The organism is Kribbella sancticallisti, assembly GCF_039530625.1.
Lineage (GTDB): Bacteria > Actinomycetota > Actinomycetes > Propionibacteriales > Kribbellaceae > Kribbella > Kribbella sancticallisti.
In genome coordinates, this window is sequence record NZ_BAAAOS010000058.1 from 117,612 (window position 1) to 137,116 (window position 19,505).

General features: G+C 69.3%; 14 protein-coding genes and 2 riboswitches. Of the genes, 10 read left to right on the forward strand and 4 right to left on the reverse strand.

The genetic code is table 11. The annotated features are described in order from the left end of the window. The first annotated feature begins 2 nt into the window (after window positions 1-2). Window positions 3-2,063 carry a prolyl oligopeptidase family serine peptidase gene (locus ABD255_RS37655; protein ID WP_344221590.1) on the forward strand — a complete coding sequence of 687 codons (2,061 nt, stop codon included), beginning with the start codon at window positions 3-5 and terminating at the stop codon, window positions 2,061-2,063. A gap of 155 nt (window positions 2,064-2,218) precedes the next feature. Here ABD255_RS37655 and ABD255_RS37660 read toward each other — a convergent pair whose 3' ends face one another. Beyond that, window positions 2,219-3,583 carry an aminotransferase class V-fold PLP-dependent enzyme gene (locus ABD255_RS37660; RefSeq protein ID WP_344221591.1) on the reverse strand — a complete coding sequence of 455 codons (1,365 nt, stop codon included), beginning with the start codon at window positions 3,581-3,583 and terminating at the stop codon, window positions 2,219-2,221. 16 nt (window positions 3,584-3,599) lie between these two features. Further along, window positions 3,600-3,714, reverse strand: a riboswitch (SAM riboswitch). A 139-nt stretch (window positions 3,715-3,853) separates the two neighbouring features. Between ABD255_RS37660 and ABD255_RS37665 the strand changes: the two genes are divergently transcribed. The 9 genes from ABD255_RS37665 to ABD255_RS37705 all read left to right on the forward strand — a co-directional run bounded on the left by ABD255_RS37665 (window position 3,854) and on the right by ABD255_RS37705 (window position 13,380). After that, on the forward strand, window positions 3,854-4,369 hold the full coding sequence (locus ABD255_RS37665) for a DinB family protein (protein WP_344221592.1): 516 nt from the start codon (window positions 3,854-3,856) through the stop codon (window positions 4,367-4,369). 102 nt (window positions 4,370-4,471) lie between these two features. Next, a riboswitch (SAM riboswitch) is annotated at window positions 4,472-4,570 on the forward strand. Between the two features lie 48 nt (window positions 4,571-4,618). Continuing rightward, window positions 4,619-5,422, forward strand: coding sequence for a DUF4184 family protein (locus tag ABD255_RS37670; RefSeq protein WP_344221593.1), 804 nt, complete (start codon window positions 4,619-4,621; stop codon window positions 5,420-5,422). 271 nt (window positions 5,423-5,693) lie between these two features. Continuing rightward, window positions 5,694-8,108, forward strand: coding sequence for an FtsK/SpoIIIE family DNA translocase (locus ABD255_RS37675; protein WP_425554635.1), 2,415 nt, complete (start codon window positions 5,694-5,696; stop codon window positions 8,106-8,108). A gap of 3 nt (window positions 8,109-8,111) precedes the next feature. Then, window positions 8,112-8,684 carry a hypothetical protein gene (locus ABD255_RS37680; RefSeq protein ID WP_344221595.1) on the forward strand — a complete coding sequence of 191 codons (573 nt, stop codon included), beginning with the start codon at window positions 8,112-8,114 and terminating at the stop codon, window positions 8,682-8,684. A 96-nt stretch (window positions 8,685-8,780) separates the two neighbouring features. After that, window positions 8,781-9,539, forward strand: coding sequence for a helix-turn-helix domain-containing protein (locus ABD255_RS37685; protein WP_344221596.1), 759 nt, complete (start codon window positions 8,781-8,783; stop codon window positions 9,537-9,539). Between the two features lie 365 nt (window positions 9,540-9,904). Further along, complete coding sequence (locus tag ABD255_RS37690; RefSeq protein ID WP_344221597.1) at window positions 9,905-11,635, forward strand: MiaB/RimO family radical SAM methylthiotransferase; 1,731 nt, start codon at window positions 9,905-9,907, stop codon at window positions 11,633-11,635. Then, window positions 11,632-12,249 (forward strand): CDP-diacylglycerol--glycerol-3-phosphate 3-phosphatidyltransferase, encoded by a 618-nt coding sequence (gene pgsA / locus ABD255_RS37695; protein WP_344221598.1) that lies wholly within the window; start codon window positions 11,632-11,634, stop codon window positions 12,247-12,249. Before ABD255_RS37690 ends, pgsA begins: the two co-directional genes overlap by 4 nt. A 134-nt stretch (window positions 12,250-12,383) precedes the next feature. Then, window positions 12,384-12,923, forward strand: coding sequence for a CinA family protein (locus ABD255_RS37700; protein WP_344221616.1), 540 nt, complete (start codon window positions 12,384-12,386; stop codon window positions 12,921-12,923). Window positions 12,924-13,086: 163 nt separating this feature from the next. After that, window positions 13,087-13,380 (forward strand): helix-turn-helix domain-containing protein, encoded by a 294-nt coding sequence (locus ABD255_RS37705; RefSeq protein ID WP_344221599.1) that lies wholly within the window; start codon window positions 13,087-13,089, stop codon window positions 13,378-13,380. A gap of 119 nt (window positions 13,381-13,499) precedes the next feature. Here the strand turns inward: ABD255_RS37705 and ABD255_RS37710 are convergent, their stop codons facing one another. The 3 genes from ABD255_RS37710 to ABD255_RS37720 all read right to left on the reverse strand — a co-directional run bounded on the left by ABD255_RS37710 (window position 13,500) and on the right by ABD255_RS37720 (window position 19,401). Beyond that, the gene (locus ABD255_RS37710; RefSeq protein ID WP_344221600.1) at window positions 13,500-13,940 is read right to left on the reverse strand and encodes a DUF4262 domain-containing protein; all 441 of its coding nucleotides are present in this window, start codon (window positions 13,938-13,940) and stop codon (window positions 13,500-13,502) included. Window positions 13,941-14,028: 88 nt separating this feature from the next. Then, window positions 14,029-14,814 (reverse strand): Fpg/Nei family DNA glycosylase, encoded by a 786-nt coding sequence (locus ABD255_RS37715; RefSeq protein ID WP_344221601.1) that lies wholly within the window; start codon window positions 14,812-14,814, stop codon window positions 14,029-14,031. Window positions 14,815-14,817: 3 nt separating this feature from the next. Beyond that, window positions 14,818-19,401: an ATP-dependent helicase gene (locus tag ABD255_RS37720; protein ID WP_344221602.1), complete on the reverse strand. Its 4,584-nt coding sequence runs from the start codon at window positions 19,399-19,401 to the stop codon at window positions 14,818-14,820. Window positions 19,402-19,505 lie beyond the last annotated feature (104 nt).

Consider the following 19,505-nt stretch of genomic DNA (forward strand, 5'->3'; position numbering starts at 1 on the left):
GCATGACTGTCGAGTACCCAGCCAGCCGCCGTGACGAGAGCGTGGTCGACACGCTGCACGGACACCAGATCGCCGACCCGTACCGCTGGCTGGAGGACCCCGACTCCACCGAGACCAAGGACTGGGTCCGCCGCCAGAACGAGGCCACCGAGGCGGAGCTGTCGGGCTACCCCGAGCGGGAGTGGTTCCAGCAGACGATGGCTGCGATCCTGGCGCGGCCGCGGGCCGGAGTACCGAATCAGGAGTCCGGCTGGTTCTTCGTCGGCCGCAACGACGGCACCCAGGCGCAGGACGTCGTGTACGTCGCCGACTCACTGCAGGGACTGCTCGAGGGCGACCGGGTGCTCATCGACCCGAACAAGCTCTCCGAGGACGGCACGGACTCCCTCGGCAGCTACACCGTCAGCCCGGACGGCCGGTACTTCGCGCACGGCGTCAACGAGAGCGGCAGCGACTGGATCACCTTCAGGCTGCTGGAGGTCGCCACTGGCGCCGAGGTGGACGACGTGGTCACCCAGGCCAAGTTCTGCGAGGCCACCTGGCTGCCCGACTCCTCGGCTTACCTGTACCTGCATTACCCGGCCAGCGGTCGCACCGAGGGGACCGAGACCGCGGCGCTCGGCGGCGGCCAGTTGAAGCTCCACAAGGTCGGTACTCCGCAGGCAGAGGACTCCCTGATCCTCAGCTTCCCGGAGAACGACCGGATCTTCATCGGGCCGGAGGTGTCCGATGACGACCAGTACCTCGTCGTGACCATCAGCGAGGGCACCGACCCCAGCACGCGACTGTGGCTCTACCCGCTGTCGGCCGACGGTCTCGGCGAGCCGGTGAAGGTGATCGACGAGTTCCGCGACGAGACCCACTTCGTGCGGATGGCCGGCGACCGCCTCGTCCTGAAGACCGACAGGGACGCGCCGCGCGGCCGAGTGGTCAGCTGCGATCTGTCCGGAAACTTCACCGACCTCATCCCCGAGGGCGAAGGAGCACTGCAGTCGGTCCGCGGGACCGCGTCGGGCCTAGCGGTGCTGTCCTTGCTGGACGCGCAGCCGGTTCTCTCCCTGCACGACCTCGACGGCGGCAACGCGCGGCTGATCCCGGTCCCCGGTGGCGGCGTCGTCGGACTCAACTCCAGCCCCAAGCACGACGAGGTCTTCATCGGCCTGTCCTCCACGACCGACCCGACAGTCGCGTACTACGTCTCCGCCGCGTCTGGGGAGTTCCGCGCGCTGCCTGAGCTGGTCCCGGCGGGCAGCGGCTTCGAGTCGCCCGAGATCACCATCACCCGGCGTGTGGAGCCGGGGCGCGAGGTGCCGTACTTCCTGATCAGCCGGGCCGACCTGACCTTCGACCAGCCCCGCCCCACCATGATGTGGGGGTACGGCGGCTTCCGCGTCCCCCTGCTCGCCGACTACCGGCCAGGGTGGCCCGCCTGGCTCGCGGCCGGCGGGGTGCTGGTGATCACCAACCTGCGCGGCGGCGGCGAGTACGGCAGTTCCTGGCACGACGACGGCCGGCTGCGGAACAAGCAGAACGTCTTCGACGACTTCATCGCCGTGGGGGAGCACCTGGCCAAGACCAAGGTGACCACCCCACAGCAGTTGGCGATCCACGGCCGCAGCAACGGTGGTCTGCTCGTCGGCGCGGTGATGACCCAGCGGCCCGACCTGTTCGCGGTGGCGCTGCCCGGCGTCGGCGTACTGGACATGCTGCGCTTCCATCTGTTCACGGTCGGCGCGGCCTGGGCCTCGGACTACGGCCTGCCTGACGACCCGGCGCAGTTCGAGGACCTGCTCGCCTACTCGCCACTGCACAACCTGCGCGACGGTACGCAGTACCCGGCGACTCTGGTTGTCACCGGGGACCACGACGATCGGGTGGTTCCGCTGCACAGCCACAAGTTCATGGCGACGCTGCAGCACGCCCAATCAGGCGACAGCCCGGTCCTGAGCCGCATCGAGGTCAACACCGGCCACGGCTTCGGCAAGCCGGCCGCCATGATCGCCGCGGAGTGGGCCGACCTGCTGGCGTTCGCGGCTCACCACACTGGCCTGCGGCCGCAGTAGTAGTTGGTAGATCGTCCGAGCCGTGCCTTGGCCTGCGGGCGTTTGCCGCTCACCGTGCAGGAGGTCTACAGCCGGACTTCTCACCAGGCCCTGGGGATTCGCAGCCCTTCACCGAGCGGTGGATCGGGCTCAGGCGGTTGGTGAGTGGGGGAGGTTCACCAGATCCTGGGAGCCTCGAGGTCGCGGGGGTCGCCGACCGGCTGGCAGCCGTGCGCGGACTCCTCGTACTCCGCGGCGAGGCCGGTGGTGGCCAGCGTGCGGATGGCGTTCACGAGGCGGTCGACGTGCTCACGGGTGGTGCCGAGGCCGAGGCTGGCGCGGACCGCCGTACAGTGCTCCGGCGAGTCGGCGAGCAGCCGCCCGACCAGCGGGTGAGCGCAGAACTTGCCGTCCCGGACACCGATCCCGTACTCCGCCGAGAGCGCCGCAGACACCAAGATCGAACTGACGCCCTCGATGGTGAAGCAGACCGTGCCGACCCGGTCCGCGTCGGCGCCGAAGATGTCGTACGTCGTGACACCCGCGATCTGGGCCAGGCCGGTGCGGAGCCGGGCGAGCAGGCTGCGCTCGTGCTGCTCGATCGCCTCGCGGTGCTTCGTGATCGCGGCGCAGGCGGCGGCCAGGGCGATCGCGCCGATGACGTTGGGGGAGCCGCCTTCATGGCGGGCCGGGCCCTCGTTCCAGGTGGTGGTGTCGCGTGTCACCGCTGCGGTCGCGCCTCCGCCGTAGAGGTAGGGGTCGGCCGCGTTCAGCCAGTCGGCCCGGCCGATCAGCGCGCCGGCGCCGTACGGGGCGTAGAGCTTGTGGCCGGACAGGGCGACCCAGTCGACGTCCAGTTGCTCGATGTTCACCTCGCGGTGCGGGGCGAGTTGGGCGACGTCGAGGCAGACCCGGGCGCCGTGGGCCTTGGCGACGGCGGCGATCTCGGCGATCGGGAAGATCTCGCCGGTGACGTTGGAGGCGCCGGTGATGACGACGAGGCGCGGGCCTTCGGGCGCAGTACGGAGGGCGTCGGCGACGGCCGTGACTGCCGCCGGGTGGGAGGTGGGCGCCGGCAGGCGGACGGTTCGCTCGGCCGGCCAGGGGAGGAGGGCCGCGTGGTGCTCGGATTCGAACACGATCACGGTCGCGTCGGCCGGGACCGCGCGGGCCAGCAGGTTCAGGGCGTCGGTGGTCTGCCGGGTGAAGATCACCTGATCGGTCTCGCGAGCGCCGACGAACGTGTGGACCTCGTTGCGGGCCCGCTCGTACCACTGGGTGGTGATCCGGGAGGCGTACCCGTTGCCGCGATGCACCGACGCGTACGACGGCAGCGCGGCCTCGACGGCAGCGCGTACCGACTCCAGGCACGGCGCGCTGGCTCCGTGGTCGAAGTTCGCGTAGTCCGTCACTCGGCCGTCGGCCAGCGGTACGAGCAGGTCGCTCGCGACAGTGGCGGGAATGTTGCCCGTGGTCAGGCTGGTTCTGGACGGCCTGGCAGGGGTCGCGCTGGCAGGCTCGAGGATGGAGAGGATCGACATGGTTCTGCTCCCGGGTGGTCCGCACTTGCCGATTCGGGGTATCCGAACGGCCGGGTCCTCACCCGGGGCACCCCACCGCGGAGGAGGGTTGCCGGCCAGCAAGCCGGGGCTTCGCGCTGGCACTCATGACCTGCCGAAGACGGTAACCAACGAGGTGGTCATGGCGCCAGCAGCTATCTCACTTCGTGGGATTGTGCGCCGTATCGTGAGATCGGGTGCAGGGAAACAATTGCCGTGGGCAATTTCGGGTGGCTGGGAGAGGATGCTCCGATGACCTGGATCGCCCCCGAGATCGAGCGCCCGAGCGGCTCGCTGATCGCTCCCGAGCAGGAACTCCTGGCCGGCTACCTGAACTTCTACCGGACGACGCTGCTGGTGAAGTGCGCCGGCCTGACCGCCGAGCAGTTGGCCGAGCGCCCGTCCCCGCCGTCGAATCTGTCCCTGCTCGGGCTGATCCGCCACCTCACGAAGGTCGAGCGGATCTGGTTCCGCATCCACTTCGCCACCGACCCGGCCGAGCCGCTCTTCGCGCCTGCGTTGGGCAAGGACGCGGACTTCGAGCTGATCGACGCCGGCCGCGCGCAAGCGGAGTACGAGGGTCTGATTGCGGAGTGGGGTCTCTCCGACCAGGCCGCCGCCGGCCACTCCCTCGACGAGCGCTTCACCTTCAAGGGCCAGGAGTCCACGCTCCGGATGATCTACATCCACCTGATCGGCGAGTACGCCCGCCACTGCGGCCACGCCGACCTCCTCCGCGAACAACTGGACGGCGTCACCGGCGCCTGAAGAAGAACGGCTCCACCACCGAGCCCAGCCCGGCCATCGCCAGCGGCCCACCTTGCGTCGGACCGGCGGCCGGTACCTCACGAAGGTGAACCCGAGCCGGCAGGTCATGAGTGCCAGCGCGAAGCCCCGGCTTGCTGGCCGGCAACCCGTCCGTGGCGATCTGATCCCCGATCACCATCCCCGGACCGGGCAGGTCTGATCCGCAGCGGCTTCATCGCCGCCGACCTCCTGGGGCTCTAACCTGCGGCTGTGCCGTTCCCTCTAGCCCATCCTGCTGCTGTTCTGCCGCTTGTGCGTAGGCCGTTGGTGGCGTCAGCGTTGGTGGCTGGGGCGGTGGCGCCGGATCTGCTGTACGTCGGGCCGCTCTACCGATTCGCCACCATGCACATCCACGGGAATCTGACGCTCACGCTGACGCACAAGTTCTCGTCGGCGTTCTGGCTGGATCCGCTGCTCGCGCTGCTGGCTCTCCTCGTCTTCCACCTCGTACTACGCCGTCCACTGGTCGCGCTGGCCCCGGCAGCCCTCGCCGCTCGACTGCCGTTGCCTCCCCGCGGGTTCTCGCCGGTGCGGGTGTTCTGGATCGTGGTGTCCGTGGTCATCGGCGGCTTCACCCACGTCCTGTGGGACTCGTTCACGCACTACGACGGGTACTTCGTCCGCCACAACTGGGACTTCTTCACCGCGAACATCACCTCGTACTGGGACGTCAACCGCGTGCTGCAGTACCTCAGCAGCATCGGCGGGATCCTGGCCATCGCGGTCTGGCTCTACTTCTGGTGGCGTCGGACAAACCCCGGCCAGATCGAGCCCGAGCGCTACGTGCCCGCCTCCGCCCGGTACGCCGTACTGGCTGCTGCTGGCCTCGCCGGCGTCGCTGCCGCCGTGCTGGAGGTTGCCCGCGCAGAGGGGCCGCTACTCGGGGAAGCAGTGTTCCGGCTGATCCTGACCGGGCTCGCTATGGGTGGGCTCATCGTGCTCGGCTGCTACGTCGTCATCTGGCACCTGCTGCTCCTCCGCGGCCTCCGGGGCGGACGGGTGTCCGCGCTGTGACGCTACGGATGGGGCGGCGTAATCGGCGTGTGACACGTGTGACTCGAGTGGTAGTCGGGGTAGCCTGCTAAACATGGCGACCCGCACGTCTTCCACGGCGCGGGCGCGGAAGTCCGCAGCCAGCAGCCCCGCTTCGGGCCGCTCGGCGGCTGGTGGCCGCTCCCGTCCATCTGGCGCCCAGAAGCGTGGGCAGAGCGCGAAGCGCAGTGGTTCTACCGCTGCGCGCACAGCCGCGCCCAAATCCACCAGCGCGGGTCCCTTCGCGGCTGCCATGCTGGCTGTCGGCAGAGGGCTGATCAAGTGCTGGATCGGCATCGCCCACCTGCTCGGCGGCATGGTCCGCGGCATAGGCCACGGCGCCCGGGACCTGGATCCAGCCCATCGCCGTGACGGTGGCGGGCTCACCCTGATCGGTCTGGCGCTGGTAGTGGCCGCCGCGATCTGGTGGGACCTCCCGGGTGCGGTCGGCAACGGCGTGCGGACCGTGGTCAGCGGCAGCGTCGGCATGCTCGGCTGGGCGGTGCCGCTGATGCTCCTGTTCATTGCCCTGCGCACGATGCGTCACCCGGACCGCAACGGCCCGGCCGGACGCCAGGTGATCGGCTGGACCGCCTTTTCCCTCGGTGTGCTCGGCCTGGTCCACATTGCCAACGGCCTGCCGCGTCCCAGCGACCCGGGCGACGGCCCGCTGCAGGAGGCCGGCGGCGCGATCGGCTACGTCGTCTCCTCGCTCCTGTCGGATCTGCTGACGCAGTACGTCGCCGCGCCGCTGCTGGTGCTGCTGACGATCTTCGGCGCGCTGGTAGTGACAGGCACGCCGATTTACGCGATCCCGCTGCGTGTGCGGGCCGCGTTCGACGTACTGCTCGGGCGTACTGAGATCCCGGCCGACGCTCCGTCGGTGGCGGGTCAGGCCGACGACACCGTCCGGCTCACCCGGAAGGAGCGGCGCGCGAAGGCCGCTCTGGACGAGGACGGCGAGCCGACCGTCAAGCCGTACGACTCGCCGGTGCTCGAAGGGCGCGAGATCGCCAAGCGCGGCCGCAAGAAGGCCCCGGTCGAGCCGGAAGAGGACCCGTACGAGGTCGACGCCTCGGCCGACACCGAAGCCGAGCCGGCCTGGAAGGCCGCCGCGGCCGCTTCGAAGGCCGAGTCGGCCGGCGAGCCGCCGCCGCACACGCCGATCCCGCAGCGGGTGGAGCAGCTCAGCCTGTCCGGCGACATCACCTACACGCTTCCCGACGGCCAGATCCTCAAGCCGGGTTCGGTGCACAAGGCCCGGACCAAGGCGTCCGACGCCGTGGTCGACCGCCTGACCGAGGTGTTCGAGCAGTTCGGCATCGACGCCCAGGTGACCGGCTACACGCGTGGCCCGACAGTCACCCGGTACGAGGTTGAGCTCGGCTCCGCGGTCAAGGTCGAGAAGGTCACCGCGCTCAGCAAGAACATCGCGTACGCCGTCGCCAGCGCCGACGTGCGGATCCTGTCGCCGATCCCGGGCAAGTCCGCGATCGGCATCGAGATCCCGAACACCGACAAGGAGATCGTCAGCCTCGGCGACGTGATCCGGTCGGCGACCGCGCGCAACGACCACCACCCGATGGTGGCGGGACTCGGCAAGGACGTCGAGGGCGGCTTCGTCGTCGCCAACATGGCGAAGATGCCGCACCTGCTCGTCGCGGGTGCGACCGGCTCGGGTAAGTCGTCGTTCGTGAACTCGCTGATCACCTCGGTGCTGATGCGGTCCACGCCCGACGAGGTGCGGATGATCCTGGTCGACCCCAAGCGGGTCGAGCTGAACAACTACGAGGGCATCCCGCACCTGATCACGCCGATCATCACCAACGCCAAGAAGGCGGCCGAGGCACTGCAGTGGGTCGTGCGCGAGATGGACATGCGCTACGACGACCTGGCGGCCTTCGGGTTCCGGCACGTCGACGACTTCAACAAGGCGGTCCGTGGCGGCAAGGTGAAGGTGCCGCCGGGCAGCGAGCGGGTGCTCACGCCGTACCCGTACCTGCTGGTCATCGTCGACGAGTTGGCCGACCTGATGATGGTCGCGCCGCGCGACGTGGAGGACTCGATCGTCCGCATCACCCAGCTCGCCCGGGCTGCCGGCATCCACCTGGTGCTGGCCACCCAGCGGCCGTCGGTCGACGTCGTCACCGGTCTGATCAAGGCGAACGTGCCGTCCCGGCTGGCCTTCGCGACGTCCTCGCTGGCCGACAGCCGGGTCATCCTGGACCAACCCGGCGCGGAGAAGCTGGTCGGTCAGGGTGACGGGCTGTTCCTGCCGATGGGCGCGAGCAAGCCGATGCGGATCCAGGGGTCCTGGGTCACCGAGAACGAGATCCGCGCGGTCGTCGAGCACTGCAAGGAGCAGTTGCAGCCGACGTACCGCGAGGACGTCACCGCGGCGCCCGGCCCGAGCAAGGATCTCGACGACGAGATCGGGGACGACCTCGACCTGGTCGTGCAGGCGGCCGAGCTGATCGTCTCCACCCAGTTCGGCTCGACGTCGATGCTGCAACGTAAGCTCCGGGTCGGTTTCGCCAAGGCGGGCCGGCTGATGGACATCCTGGAGAGCCGGGGCGTGGTCGGGCCGAGCGAGGGATCGAAGGCCCGCGACGTACTGGTGAAACCGGACGACCTAGAGGATTTCGTCGCCACACTGCGAGGAGAGTGACCCGTGACCGCCCATACCGCGATGCCCCGGTCTGAGCAGCACGTAGTCGACCCCGATTCCACCAACCACGAGTTCAGCATCCGCGCCTCGCAAGGGGTGCACGGTGCCCTGGCCGTCGGCGCGGGACTGGTCGCGATCGGTTTCGCCGCCTCCGCCTCGACCAGCCCGACCGGCGTACTGCGCTGGCTCGCGGCCGCCGGGTTCGCGGTACTGGCGCTGGTCTGCGCGCGGGCGATGACGGTCGGGTCGATGCTGGTCGCCGACGAGGTCGGGATCCGGCTGCGGATCCGCAACGAGTGGATCGGCACCCGCTGGGAGGAGATCGAGGAGGTGACCGTGCTGAAACGGCGGCACCCGCTCGACGACGGCCGCGTCGCGGTGCACCTGCTCGACCCCGGACCGGTGCTCGGCTCGATGCCGTCGGCAACTCGCAAGGTAACCGATGCCAACCGTCGACTGACCGGCTCTTCGCTCGCGGTACCGTTCGGGTTGACGGCCAAGCCGTCGAACGGGGAAGTGGTTCAGGCACTGCACATGCTGGCGGACACCAGGTGTCCGGTCAGGGAACAACTCTGAGCTTCGCGTGACCCCGTCGAACCAAGGCCGTTGACTGTGTGACGTCGGCGGATCAAGGAACGCGTCAGCAAGACGGTGGAGAGAGGCGGTGGCGACGTGAGCATCGGGAGCGACCTCACAGCGGCCCGCGAACGGGCCGGTATGACGATCGAGCAACTGAGTGCGTCGACCCGGATCAGATCCGGTCTGCTCATCGCCATGGAGGCCGACGACTTCTCCCGCTGCGGCGGCAACTTCTACGCCCGCGGCCATATCCGCTCGATCGCCCGCGTGGTCAAGGCGGACCCGGACGCGCTGCTGGCGAAGTTCGACGAGTCGCATCCCGCGCCTGAGGCCGACCGCAGCCGGCGTGAAGAGCGAGCCGGCAACAAACTGCCCACGCTGCACCCGGCCCGCCCCCGCTGGGCTGTCGTGCTCGGCGCGATCCTGATCGGCCTGATGGGCTGGGGCATGGTCCGCCTCTTCACGCTCCCCAGCGATGTCGAGGCAACCGCCTCCAAAACCGCTCCGACAGTCGCGGTGACCACGCCCGCCCCCAAGCCGACCCCGAAGCCGTCGGCCAAGACCACCAAGCCGGCACCACCCGCCAAGCCGGCAGTCCCCGGCCAGGTCAGGCTCATCCTCAAGGCCCGCGGAGACGGCTCGTACGTAACCGTCCGCAACGCCAAGGGCCTGAAGCTCTTCCAGGGCCTGCTCGGCCCCGGCTCCATCCAAACAGTCGTCCACAAGGGCGAAATCCGAGTCTCCCTTGAGAACGGCAGCAATGTCGCCGTCTACATCAACGGCCTACGAGTAATCCCAGAAGACAAACGCTTCACCATCACCCCCACCGGCAAACTAGCCCCCACCGACTGAGCCGCCAGCGGCGATCTCTCGGTTGCACGGGCTGAACTCTCACCGGCCATCACTCACTGGCAACCTCGCCACCGCCCGCCGGCGAATCCGACCGCCTCCTCAGCCACAACCGCGAGCTCGCTCGCGCACCCAGCCCCACACCTCGCGAGCTCCACCGCCAGCCTCCGCGGTCACCGGCTCACCAACTCACCCGCGGAATCCGACCGCCTCCTCAACCACACCCCGCGAGCTCGCTCGCGTACCCAGCCCCACACCTCGCGAGCTCCACCGCCGGCCTCCGCGCCCACCGACCCGCACCTACGTGTGCTCACCGACTGCGGATGCTTGATTTCGACGGCGTGCACAGAGCAGTCATACTCAAGGTGATGACTACGACTCCCACCACCGTCGCCCTGGTCACCCTGGGCTGTGCCCGCAACGACGTCGACTCCGAGGAACTGGCCGGCCGGCTCGAGGCCGGTGGCTTCCGCCTCGTCGAGGACGCCGCCGACGCGGACACCGTGGTGGTGAACACCTGCGGATTCGTTGAGGCCGCCAAGAAGGACTCCGTCGACACCCTGCTCGCCGCCTCCGACTACAAGGACTCCGGCCGCACCCAAGCCGTCGTAGCAGTCGGCTGCCTCGCCGAGCGGTACGGCGAACAACTGGCCGAGGCCCTCCCGGAAACAGACGCAGTCCTCGGCTTCGACGACTACGCGGACATCTCCGACAAGCTCCGCTCGATCCTCTCCGGCACCAAGCATCAGTCGCACGTACCCCGCGACCGCCGCAAGCTCCTCCCACTAGCCCCCGCCGACCGAGCGAGCACCCAAGGCGTAGCCCTCCCCGGCCACGGCGACACCACCCCCACCGCGGCACCCGTCGACCCGGCCGCTGCCGGGGTGTCCACCGACGCAACCACCGCAGATGCCGCCACCTCGGCGACCCAGGCAGGCAATGCCCCGGCGAACGGTGCCCACCATGTGCTCGTGCAGGACGCCACCGCGAGCGGCTCGCAGGCCGCCGCGGTTAACGCTGGGCAGGCGGCGCTGGAGCAGAGCTTGAAGGGCCGCACCGTCAAGGCGAGCGCGCCGAGCGAGCTCACCATCGACGCGCCGGACCTGCTGGCCGCTCCTGCGAGTGGTCCGCGCGTGGTTCGGCGGCGGCTGGATGGTGGGCCGATGGCGCCGTTGAAGCTGGCGTCGGGTTGTGACCGTCGGTGTGCCTTCTGCGCGATCCCGGCCTTCCGTGGTGCGTTCGTGTCCCGCCGCCCGACCGAGGTGCTCGGCGAGGCGCACTGGCTCGCCGAGAACGGTGTCCGCGAGGTCTTCCTCGTCTCGGAGAACTCCACCTCGTACGGCAAGGACCTGGGCGACCTCCGCCTCCTGGAGACTCTGGTCGCGGAAATCGCCGAGGTACCAGGCCTGACCCGCGTACGCGTCTCGTATTTGCAGCCCGCCGAGATGCGCCCCACGCTTATCCAGGCGATGACGTCGACCCCCGGCGTCGCGCCGTACTTCGACCTCTCGTTCCAGCACGCCTCCGGCCCGCTCCTGCGCCGGATGCGCCGGTTCGGTGACGCCGAGCGCTTCCTCGAGTTGATCGCACTCGTTCGCTCCCAGGCGCCGACGGCCGGCATCCGGAGCAACGTGATCGTCGGGTTCCCAGGGGAGACCGAGGAGGACGTGGACATTCTCTGCGACTTCCTTTCCCGCGCCGGGCTCGACGCGATCGGGGTGTTCGGGTACTCCGACGAGGACGGCACCGAGGCCGAGACCTACGACGGCAAGCTGGACGAGGACACCATCGCCGCCCGGCTGGACCGCGTCACCCGGCTCGCCGAGGACGTGACGTCGGCCCGCGCCGAAGCCCGGATCGGCGAGACCGTCGAGATCCTGGTCGAGTCGATCGACGGGGACAGCGCCGAAGGTCGCGCCGCCCATCAGGGGCCGGAGGTGGACGGATCGACCACACTGACCGGTTTCCCGGCCGATCTGGCCATCGGTGACCTGGTCACCGCCGAGGTGGTCGGCAGCGAGGGCGTCGACCTGATCGCCGAGTTCGCCGCGCACGTGCCCACCCGAGAAGGCGTCGCGGCAGCTAACCTGACCGCGTGACGATCCCGCCGAACCCGGTGCCGAGTGCAGCCGGTCCGCTCAGCGCGCCAAGCGCCTGGAACGTGGCCAACGCGCTGACCGTACTGCGGCTCGCCCTGGTGCCGTTGTTCGTCTGGCTGCTGCTCCGCGACGGCGGTGCCGACGACGGCAACCGGCTGCTCGCCGCCGCCGCCTTCGTGGTGGCGATCGTCACCGACCGCTTCGACGGCGACATCGCGCGCCGCTGGAACATGGTCACGAACTTCGGCAAGATCGCCGACCCGATCGCCGACAAGGCGCTCACCGGAGCGGCGTTCATCGGCCTGTCGATCCTCGGCGACCTGCCCTGGTGGGTGACGATCGTCGTACTGGTCCGTGAGTGGGGTGTCACCGCCCTCCGCTTCTGGGTGATCCGGCACGGCGTGATGCCGGCCAGCCGCGGCGGCAAGTTGAAGACCGTCCTGCAGGCGATCGCGCTCGGCCTCTACCTCCTTCCTTGGCACTCGGTAGCAGTCATTCACTGGACCGCTGTCGTCTTCATGGGCGCCGCGGTCATCGTGACGCTGATAACCGGCCTCGACTATGTAGGCCGAGCCCTCCGCCTCCGAGCAGCCGCGAAACGCCCCCTCCCATGACCTCGACCCACCCCGACACATCCCAAGCCAAGAACACGGCCCAGGCTGGAGGTATGAGCGAGGTGGAGGACAGTGTTGAGGTTGAGGGGCAGGTGCCCCCGCCCGGCAGCTTGGAGGCTGAAGGCCGGCTGCCTATGCCGGGGGGCGCAGGGGCGGGGCTGGCGGACACGGCCTTGGGGGACAGTCCTGCGACCTCTCCGCGGGCGGCAGTGCGGTTGGTGGAGCTCCTCAAGGCGCGGCGGGCTACGGTCGCTACAGCTGAGTCGTTGACCGGTGGGCTCGTAGGTGCGGCTCTGACGGACATCCCGGGCGTGTCGGCGGTCTATCGCGGTGGTGTGGTCGTTTACGCGACAGACCTGAAGGCGACGCTTGCAGGCGTCCCTGCGGATCTCCTGGCCGACCTGGGTCCGGTGCATGCCGACACTGCCGCAGCGCTGGCCAGCGGCGTACGGGAGCGGCTGGGGGCGACCTACGGCCTTGCCACGACCGGTGTGGCCGGACCTGACCCGCAGGCGGGGATCGAGGCAGGCACGGTCTACGTGGCGGCTGCTGGGCCGGAGGCTGTGAAGGTCCGCAAGCTGGCCCTGAGCGGTGACCGGGCAACGGTCCGGCAGGGGAGTGTGCAGGCGGCACTGGAACTCGCGGTCGAGTTGGTGACGGAAGAACTGGCCTAACCGGAGTGTTGAGACCAGCATGGGAACAGGTAGGGCAGACTGGTACGGCGCACCGAAGCTGGACATTGCGAGGAGTAGTGACCCAGCAACGGGTACCGTTGGTCCCCACGGTCGAGCTACGGTGCGAGTAGATTCGGTCCGACAGGCGGAAGGGAGAAACCTCATGGTGCTGGTTCGTGGCCTTCTGGGCGACGTCCTGCGACGCAAGCGGCTGCGCCAAGGGCGCACTCTGCGCGAGGTGTCCGCCGATGCCCGGGTCAGCCTGGGCTACCTCTCCGAGGTCGAGCGGGGCCAGAAGGAGGCGTCGAGCGAACTGCTCGCCGCGATCTGCATGGCGCTCGACGTGCCGCTCTCGACGATCTTCGCCGAGGTCAGCCAGGACCTGGCCCGTGAAGAGGCCCTGGTGCTGGCCCACCCGTCGATCGAGCCCGCCGAGGTCGTTGCCTCCGCTGCCTGATCCCAGGTTGGCTGTGCCTGATCCCAGGCTCGCTGTTTCGCCACTCCACTCCGTGGTCAGTCGCTCATGCCGTTCAAGCTCCCCACACCCCGCACGCAGGGCGTGTCCGCCTGTGCGGTTCATCGGCGATCCTCAAGCCAGGTGAGCCGACTGGGCCACAGCAGTTGGAGTGCGGGAATCGGCGGATCCCCAGGTCGCCTGAACATGGAATTGGCCGTGTACAGATGAGTTGACGAATCAGGCATCCGCAGCAGCCGAGGCGTCTCAGCCGACGAGTACTCAGGAAAGACGTCGCTCAGATCCGCGCCTTCGTCGAACCGCCGGCCGTCGAGCACAGCCTGCGCCACCGGCCCGAGAATCCGCTGCACCTGCTCCGGCCGGCAGTTGAACAGGATGAGCTCCGGATGCCGCTGCAGGCTCAGCCCGAGGGTGTAGGCGAAGGCTGGATTGCGGTCGTCGTCGCCCTCGATGTACTGCGCTGTCCAGCCGTAGGCCCGGATGTTCGTGACGAGCCGTTCCAGGTACTCGTCGTTCGTGATGCCGCCACACACGTCGCACATGACCCTCTCCTCTCGGAAGCGAACAAATGTTCGAATCACCAGAGAAGGTATCCGGATTCTCACCGCCGGAGCGGGTCATCCACAGGGTTCAGAGTTCGGGTTGGCAGGACGGGCACCAGTAGCTGACGCGCTCCCGGGGCGGCTCGCCGATGGGGGCGGTCAAAATCGTCGTCCGGCAGCGGCGGCAGGGCTTGCCGGCCCGTTCGAACACCCAGGTGCGTTGCCCCGGACGATCCACCCCGGTGGTCACCTGGGAGCCGTTCCGGAGGTTCGCCTTCATCAGCCGCCGGCTGAGGTCGACCGCCGCGCCCAGGTCGACCGAGGACACCGGTCGCCACGGATGCAGGCCGAGCAGGAAGCAGATCTCGACCCGGTAGACATTGCCGATGCCGGCCAGGTTTCGCTGATCCAGCAGCGCCTCGCTGATCGTTCGATCGGGCTCGGCGGCGAGGTTCGCGAGAGCGAGGGACCGGTCGAAGTCGGGGGACAGCAGGTCAGGCCCGATATGCCCGACCACCGTGTCCTCGGCCTTGGTCGCGACCAGTTCCAGCACTGGCAGCCGATAGCCGACCGCCACCCACTCAGCGGTTTCAAGGACAGCCCTGACCTGATAGTCCGGACCACCATGCCAGGATTCACCCGGCCGGTAGAGATGCCAACTGCCGTCCATCCGGAAATGGCTGTGGATGGTCACGCCGTCCGACACCCGCATCAGCAAATGCTTGCCCCGTGCAACGACTTCCAGCATCGTGCGTCCGCTCAGATCCGTGGTCGCCAGCGATGGCACGCGGAAGTCCGTCCGAGTCAGCTCCCGGCCCGCAAGCGCCTGGTCGAGCCGCTTGCACGCGCGCCAGACGGTATCTCCCTCAGGCATGGCTCAAGCCCGCAACCTCAGGCCTCGCGGCGTCGCGTGGAACCCGGCCTTCGCCAAAGCGTCGCCGAATGCCGTATGCCGCACCTGCTCGCCGTCAGCTGTCTCCACACTCAGCTTGCCGAGATGACCGTCCCTGATCGCGAGGGCAAGCGCATCCACCGCAGGCTGCAGCAGATCCGGATCCTCGGTGAAGCTCAGCACCGTCCGGCCGCCTCGCTCGACATAGACGATCAACCGACCGTCGACCAGCATCACCAACGCCCCGGCCTTCCGCCCCGGCCGATGCCCGCCCGCGTTCTCACGCTCGGGCCACGGCAGCGCCGCGCCGTACGGATTCGCCGGATCAGAAGCAGCCAGTACTACGGCCCGCGCCGCCGGCTCCTCCTTGCTCCGCCCACTCGGCTGGCCCGTCGGAAGCTCTGCCATCGCCCGCAATCGGTCAACCGCTCCGGGCAGCGCGAACTGCGCCGCGCCGAGTCCTGCCACGAAGTACCCGCGGCGGCATCGCCCGGACTCCTCGAAGGCACTCAACACCTTGTAGACCGCGGCAAATCCGCCCGGAGTCCGCTCGGTGATCACGGAGCCTCGCGTGACGATCCCATACCGGTCGAGCAGGGTCTCCGCAGCCGCGTGCGCCCGTCTCGTGGCGTCGGGATTGCGCTCGGGTAGCAACGACCACCGCCCACCCGCTGTCGGCGGACCACTCCGCGACGGCAGCGCGGGACGCCCCGGCCTGATAGGTCGGCCAGGACGCGCGCGGGGCGTAGTACGGCGGGTTCGGTGGGCGCCGCGGCCGCCACCGACGAGTGATCGCACGGGCGCGAGGGTGTCGTTGGTCAGATGGCCGGCCCAGACCAGATCCCAGAGGACGGTGACCATCGTCTCGTCATTGACCACACCGCCCGCCGCTCCGACGACGTCGCTGAGTTGGCGGAAGAAGAACGCGCCACCCCCGGCAAGGGCATCGAGCACGGCCTGATGTGTCTCGCCCAGCTCGAACGCCGGATCCGGATCGGGCAGGGTCAGATCACAGTTGTCCGCCAGATGCAGCGAGACCCAGCCATCCGTCCCCGGCAACGACCCCGAACCAGCCCACACGATCTCGCCCGTGGCAGTCAGCTCATCCAGCATCGACGGCTGATACCCAGGAACGCGCGAAGGCAACACGATCGACTCCAGCGCTGAAGCAGGCACCGCACAACCCGCCAGCTGCTCGACAGCCCCCAGCAGTACGTCGTAACCGCGCCCGCGGCTGCTGGTGATTCCCTGCCACGCAGGCAGGAATCTCGCCAGCGCCGCAGGGTCGACCGGCTCCACTTCCTTGCGGAGCGCGGCCAGCGAGCGGCGGCGGAGCAGCCGGAGGATCTCGCTGTCACACCACTCCATCGCGATCCCGCCCGGCAGGAACTCGCCTTCCACCACGCGCCCGGCGGCAGACAGCCGGCGCAACGTATCCGTCACGACGGCGACGCCGATCCCGAGATGAGTCGCGAGGTCGACCGCGCGGAACGGCCCGTGCGTACGGGCGTACCGCGACACCAGGTCGCCCAGCGGATCCGCGACCGATTCGGCGTGCGCCTCGGCGATGCCAGGAGGAAGCGGTACGCCGAGGGCATCGCGCAGGCGGGCGACATCCTCGACGACGGCCCAGCGGTGCTCGCCCGCGACGCGGACCCGAACCACCCGTCGGGCGGCGGCCAGGTCGGTCAGCCAAGCCTCCGCGTCGGCACCATCCACACAGCGCTGCGATGCCTCGGAGAGCGACAGCGGCCCGACGAGACGCAGTACGTCGAAGAGGCCTTCCGCGTCTCGGGCGCGCCGGTCTTCGGCCAGGCGCTGCAGCTCGGCCTCGGTCCGCAATACCACTTCCGCGTCGAGGAGCTCGCGGAGCTCCGTCCGGCCGAGGAGCTCGGCGAGCAGGGTCTGGTCCAGGGCGAGAGCGGCCGCCCGCTTCTCGGCGAGCGGGGTATCGCCTTCGTACATGAAGGCGCCCACATAGCCGAACAGCAACGACTTCGCGAACGGCGACGCCTCGCTGGTCTCCACCTCGACGACGGAGATCCGCCGCTCGCTGATCCCGGTCAGCAGGTCCTTCAACGCTTCCAGGTCGTACACGTCCTGCAAGACCTCACGCAGCGTCTCCAGCACGATCGGGAACGACCCGTACTTGCTGGCCACGCTCAACAGCTGGGCCGAACGCTGCCGCTGCTGCCACAAGGGTGATCGTTTACCCGGATTTCGCCGGGGGAGGAGCAGGGCTCGGGCGGCGCACTCCCGGAAGCGCGCGGCAAACAAGGCAGACCCGCCGACCTCCTGCGTGATCAGGTCCTCGATCTCAGCCGGGTCGAACAGCACCAGCTCGGCACCGGGCGGCGCCTCGTCGGTCTCGGGCAACCGCAGCACGATGCCGTCGTCCCCGGAAACCGACTGAGCATCCATCCCGTACCGCTCGCGCAGCCGAGCCGCGATCGCCAGCGCCCAGGGACCGTGCACCTGCCCGCCGTATGGCGAGTGGACGCAGACGCGCCAGTCACCCAGCTCGTCGCGGAACCGCTCGACCACCACGGTGATGTCGTCAGGCACTCTGCCGGTGGCCTCACGCTGCTCCGCCAGATAGGCGACCAGGTTGTTCGCCGCGTACTCGTCGAGACCTGCGTCGCGGGCGCGTTTGACCGCCTTCGCCGCAGGCAGCGCGGCCATCGTCCGGACGAAGGCGCCGGTGGCTGCTCCCAGCTCCGCGGGCCGACCGACGGCATCTCCCTTCCAGAACGGCAGCCGGCCAGGCTGGCCGGGGGCAGGGGAGACCAGCACCCGGTCATGGGTGATGTCCTCGATCCGCCAGCTGGACGCACCCAGGGTGAACACGTCTCCGACGCGGGACTCGTAGACCATCTCCTCGTCGAGCTCGCCGACCCGGTGGTTGGTGGACTCGCCGACCAGGAAGACGCCGAACAGCCCGCGATCCGGGATCGTGCCGCCGCTGGTCACCGCCAGTCGCTGCGCTCCCGGCCGCCCGGAGATCTCGCCGCTGACCCGGTCGAACACGATCCGCGGCCGGAGCTCGGCGAACTCGTCCGACGGATACCGCCCGGACAACATGTCGAGCACGCCGTCGTACGCCGAACGGGGCAGCGTGGCGAACGGTGCGCAACGCCGTACCAGGGCATAGAGCTCGTCCACGTCGATCGTGTCGAGCGCCACGATCGAGACGACCTGCTGGGCGAGCACGTCGAGCGGGTTCGCCGGGATGTGCAGGCTCTCGATCATGCCGTCGCGCATCCGCTGGACCACCACGGCCGTGTCGACCAGGTCGCCACGGAACTTGGGGAACAGGACGCCGCGCGAGACGGCCCCGACCTGGTGACCCGCCCGTCCGACCCGCTGCAGACCACTCGCCACCGACGGCGGCGCCTCGACCTGGATGACCAGATCGACCGTGCCCATGTCGATACCGAGCTCCAGGCTGCTGGTGGCGACCACACAGGGCAACCGGCCTGACTTCAGATCCGCCTCGATCAGCGCGCGCTGCTCCTTGCTGACCGAACCGTGGTGCGCCCTGGCGATCAGTGGAGGCGCGGCGAGCGAGGCGCCGGACTGCGCCATCAACTGAGCCGGTGACCCCGCCTCCGCCAGCTCGAGCTCGGCTCGCTCGGCGGCGATCTCGTTCAGCCTGGCGGTCAGCCGCTCGGCCAGGCGGCGCGAGTTCGAGAAGACGATGGTGGATTGATGCTCGGAGATCAGGTCGAAGACGTGCTCCTCGACGTGCGGCCAGATGGACGCGTGCCGCGGCGGACCGGCCGCGGAACCCGACGTCTCGATCTCTGTGTTGGCCAGCTCGGCCATGTCCTCCACCGGCACGACGACGCTGAGATCCCACTGCTTGGTGAACTTGGGCTGCACCACCGTGACCGGCCGCTCGCCACCGAGGAATCGGGCGACCTCCTCGACCGGCCGCACGGTCGCGGACAGGCCGATCCGCTGCGCCGGCTGGGGGAGCAGGGTGTCGAGCCGCTCGAGGGTGAGCGCCAGATGTGCGCCCCGCTTGGTGCCGGCGACCGCGTGCACCTCGTCGACGATCACCGTTTCCACTCCACGCAGCGACTCGCGGCCCTGGGAGGTGAGCAGCAGGAACAGCGACTCGGGCGTCGTGATCAGTACGTCGGACGGCTTCGTGGCGAACCGCCTGCGCTCGTTGGCAGGCGTGTCGCCGGAGCGCACCGCGACCTCCACGTCGACCGGGGCTTCACCGAGCCGCCGGGCGGTCTCGCGGATGCCGATCAGCGGGGCTCGAAGGTTGCGCTCGACGTCGACGGCCAGCGCCTTGAGCGGCGATACATAGAGCACTCGGCAGCGCAGCTTGGGATCGTCCGGCGGTGGAACGGTGGCCAGCCGGTCGAGCGCCCAGAGGAAGGCGGCCAGCGTCTTGCCTGACCCCGTCGGGGCGACCACCAGCGCGTCCCGGCCCGCGGTGATCGCGTCCCACGCCTCGAGCTGGGCCGGGGTGGCCGCCTCGAAGACGTCGCCGAACCACGCCCGCGTCGCGGGCGAGAAACGGCTCAACGCGCTGGATCTCTGCACGTCCCCCATCTTGCCCGGCCGCACCGACAGTTTCCGGTCGGCGCCTGCCGCGGGCCTGCCTGGGGCCTGCCGCCAGCCTGAACGGGCGCGGTGTCCCCTGCTTCTGGAATGAT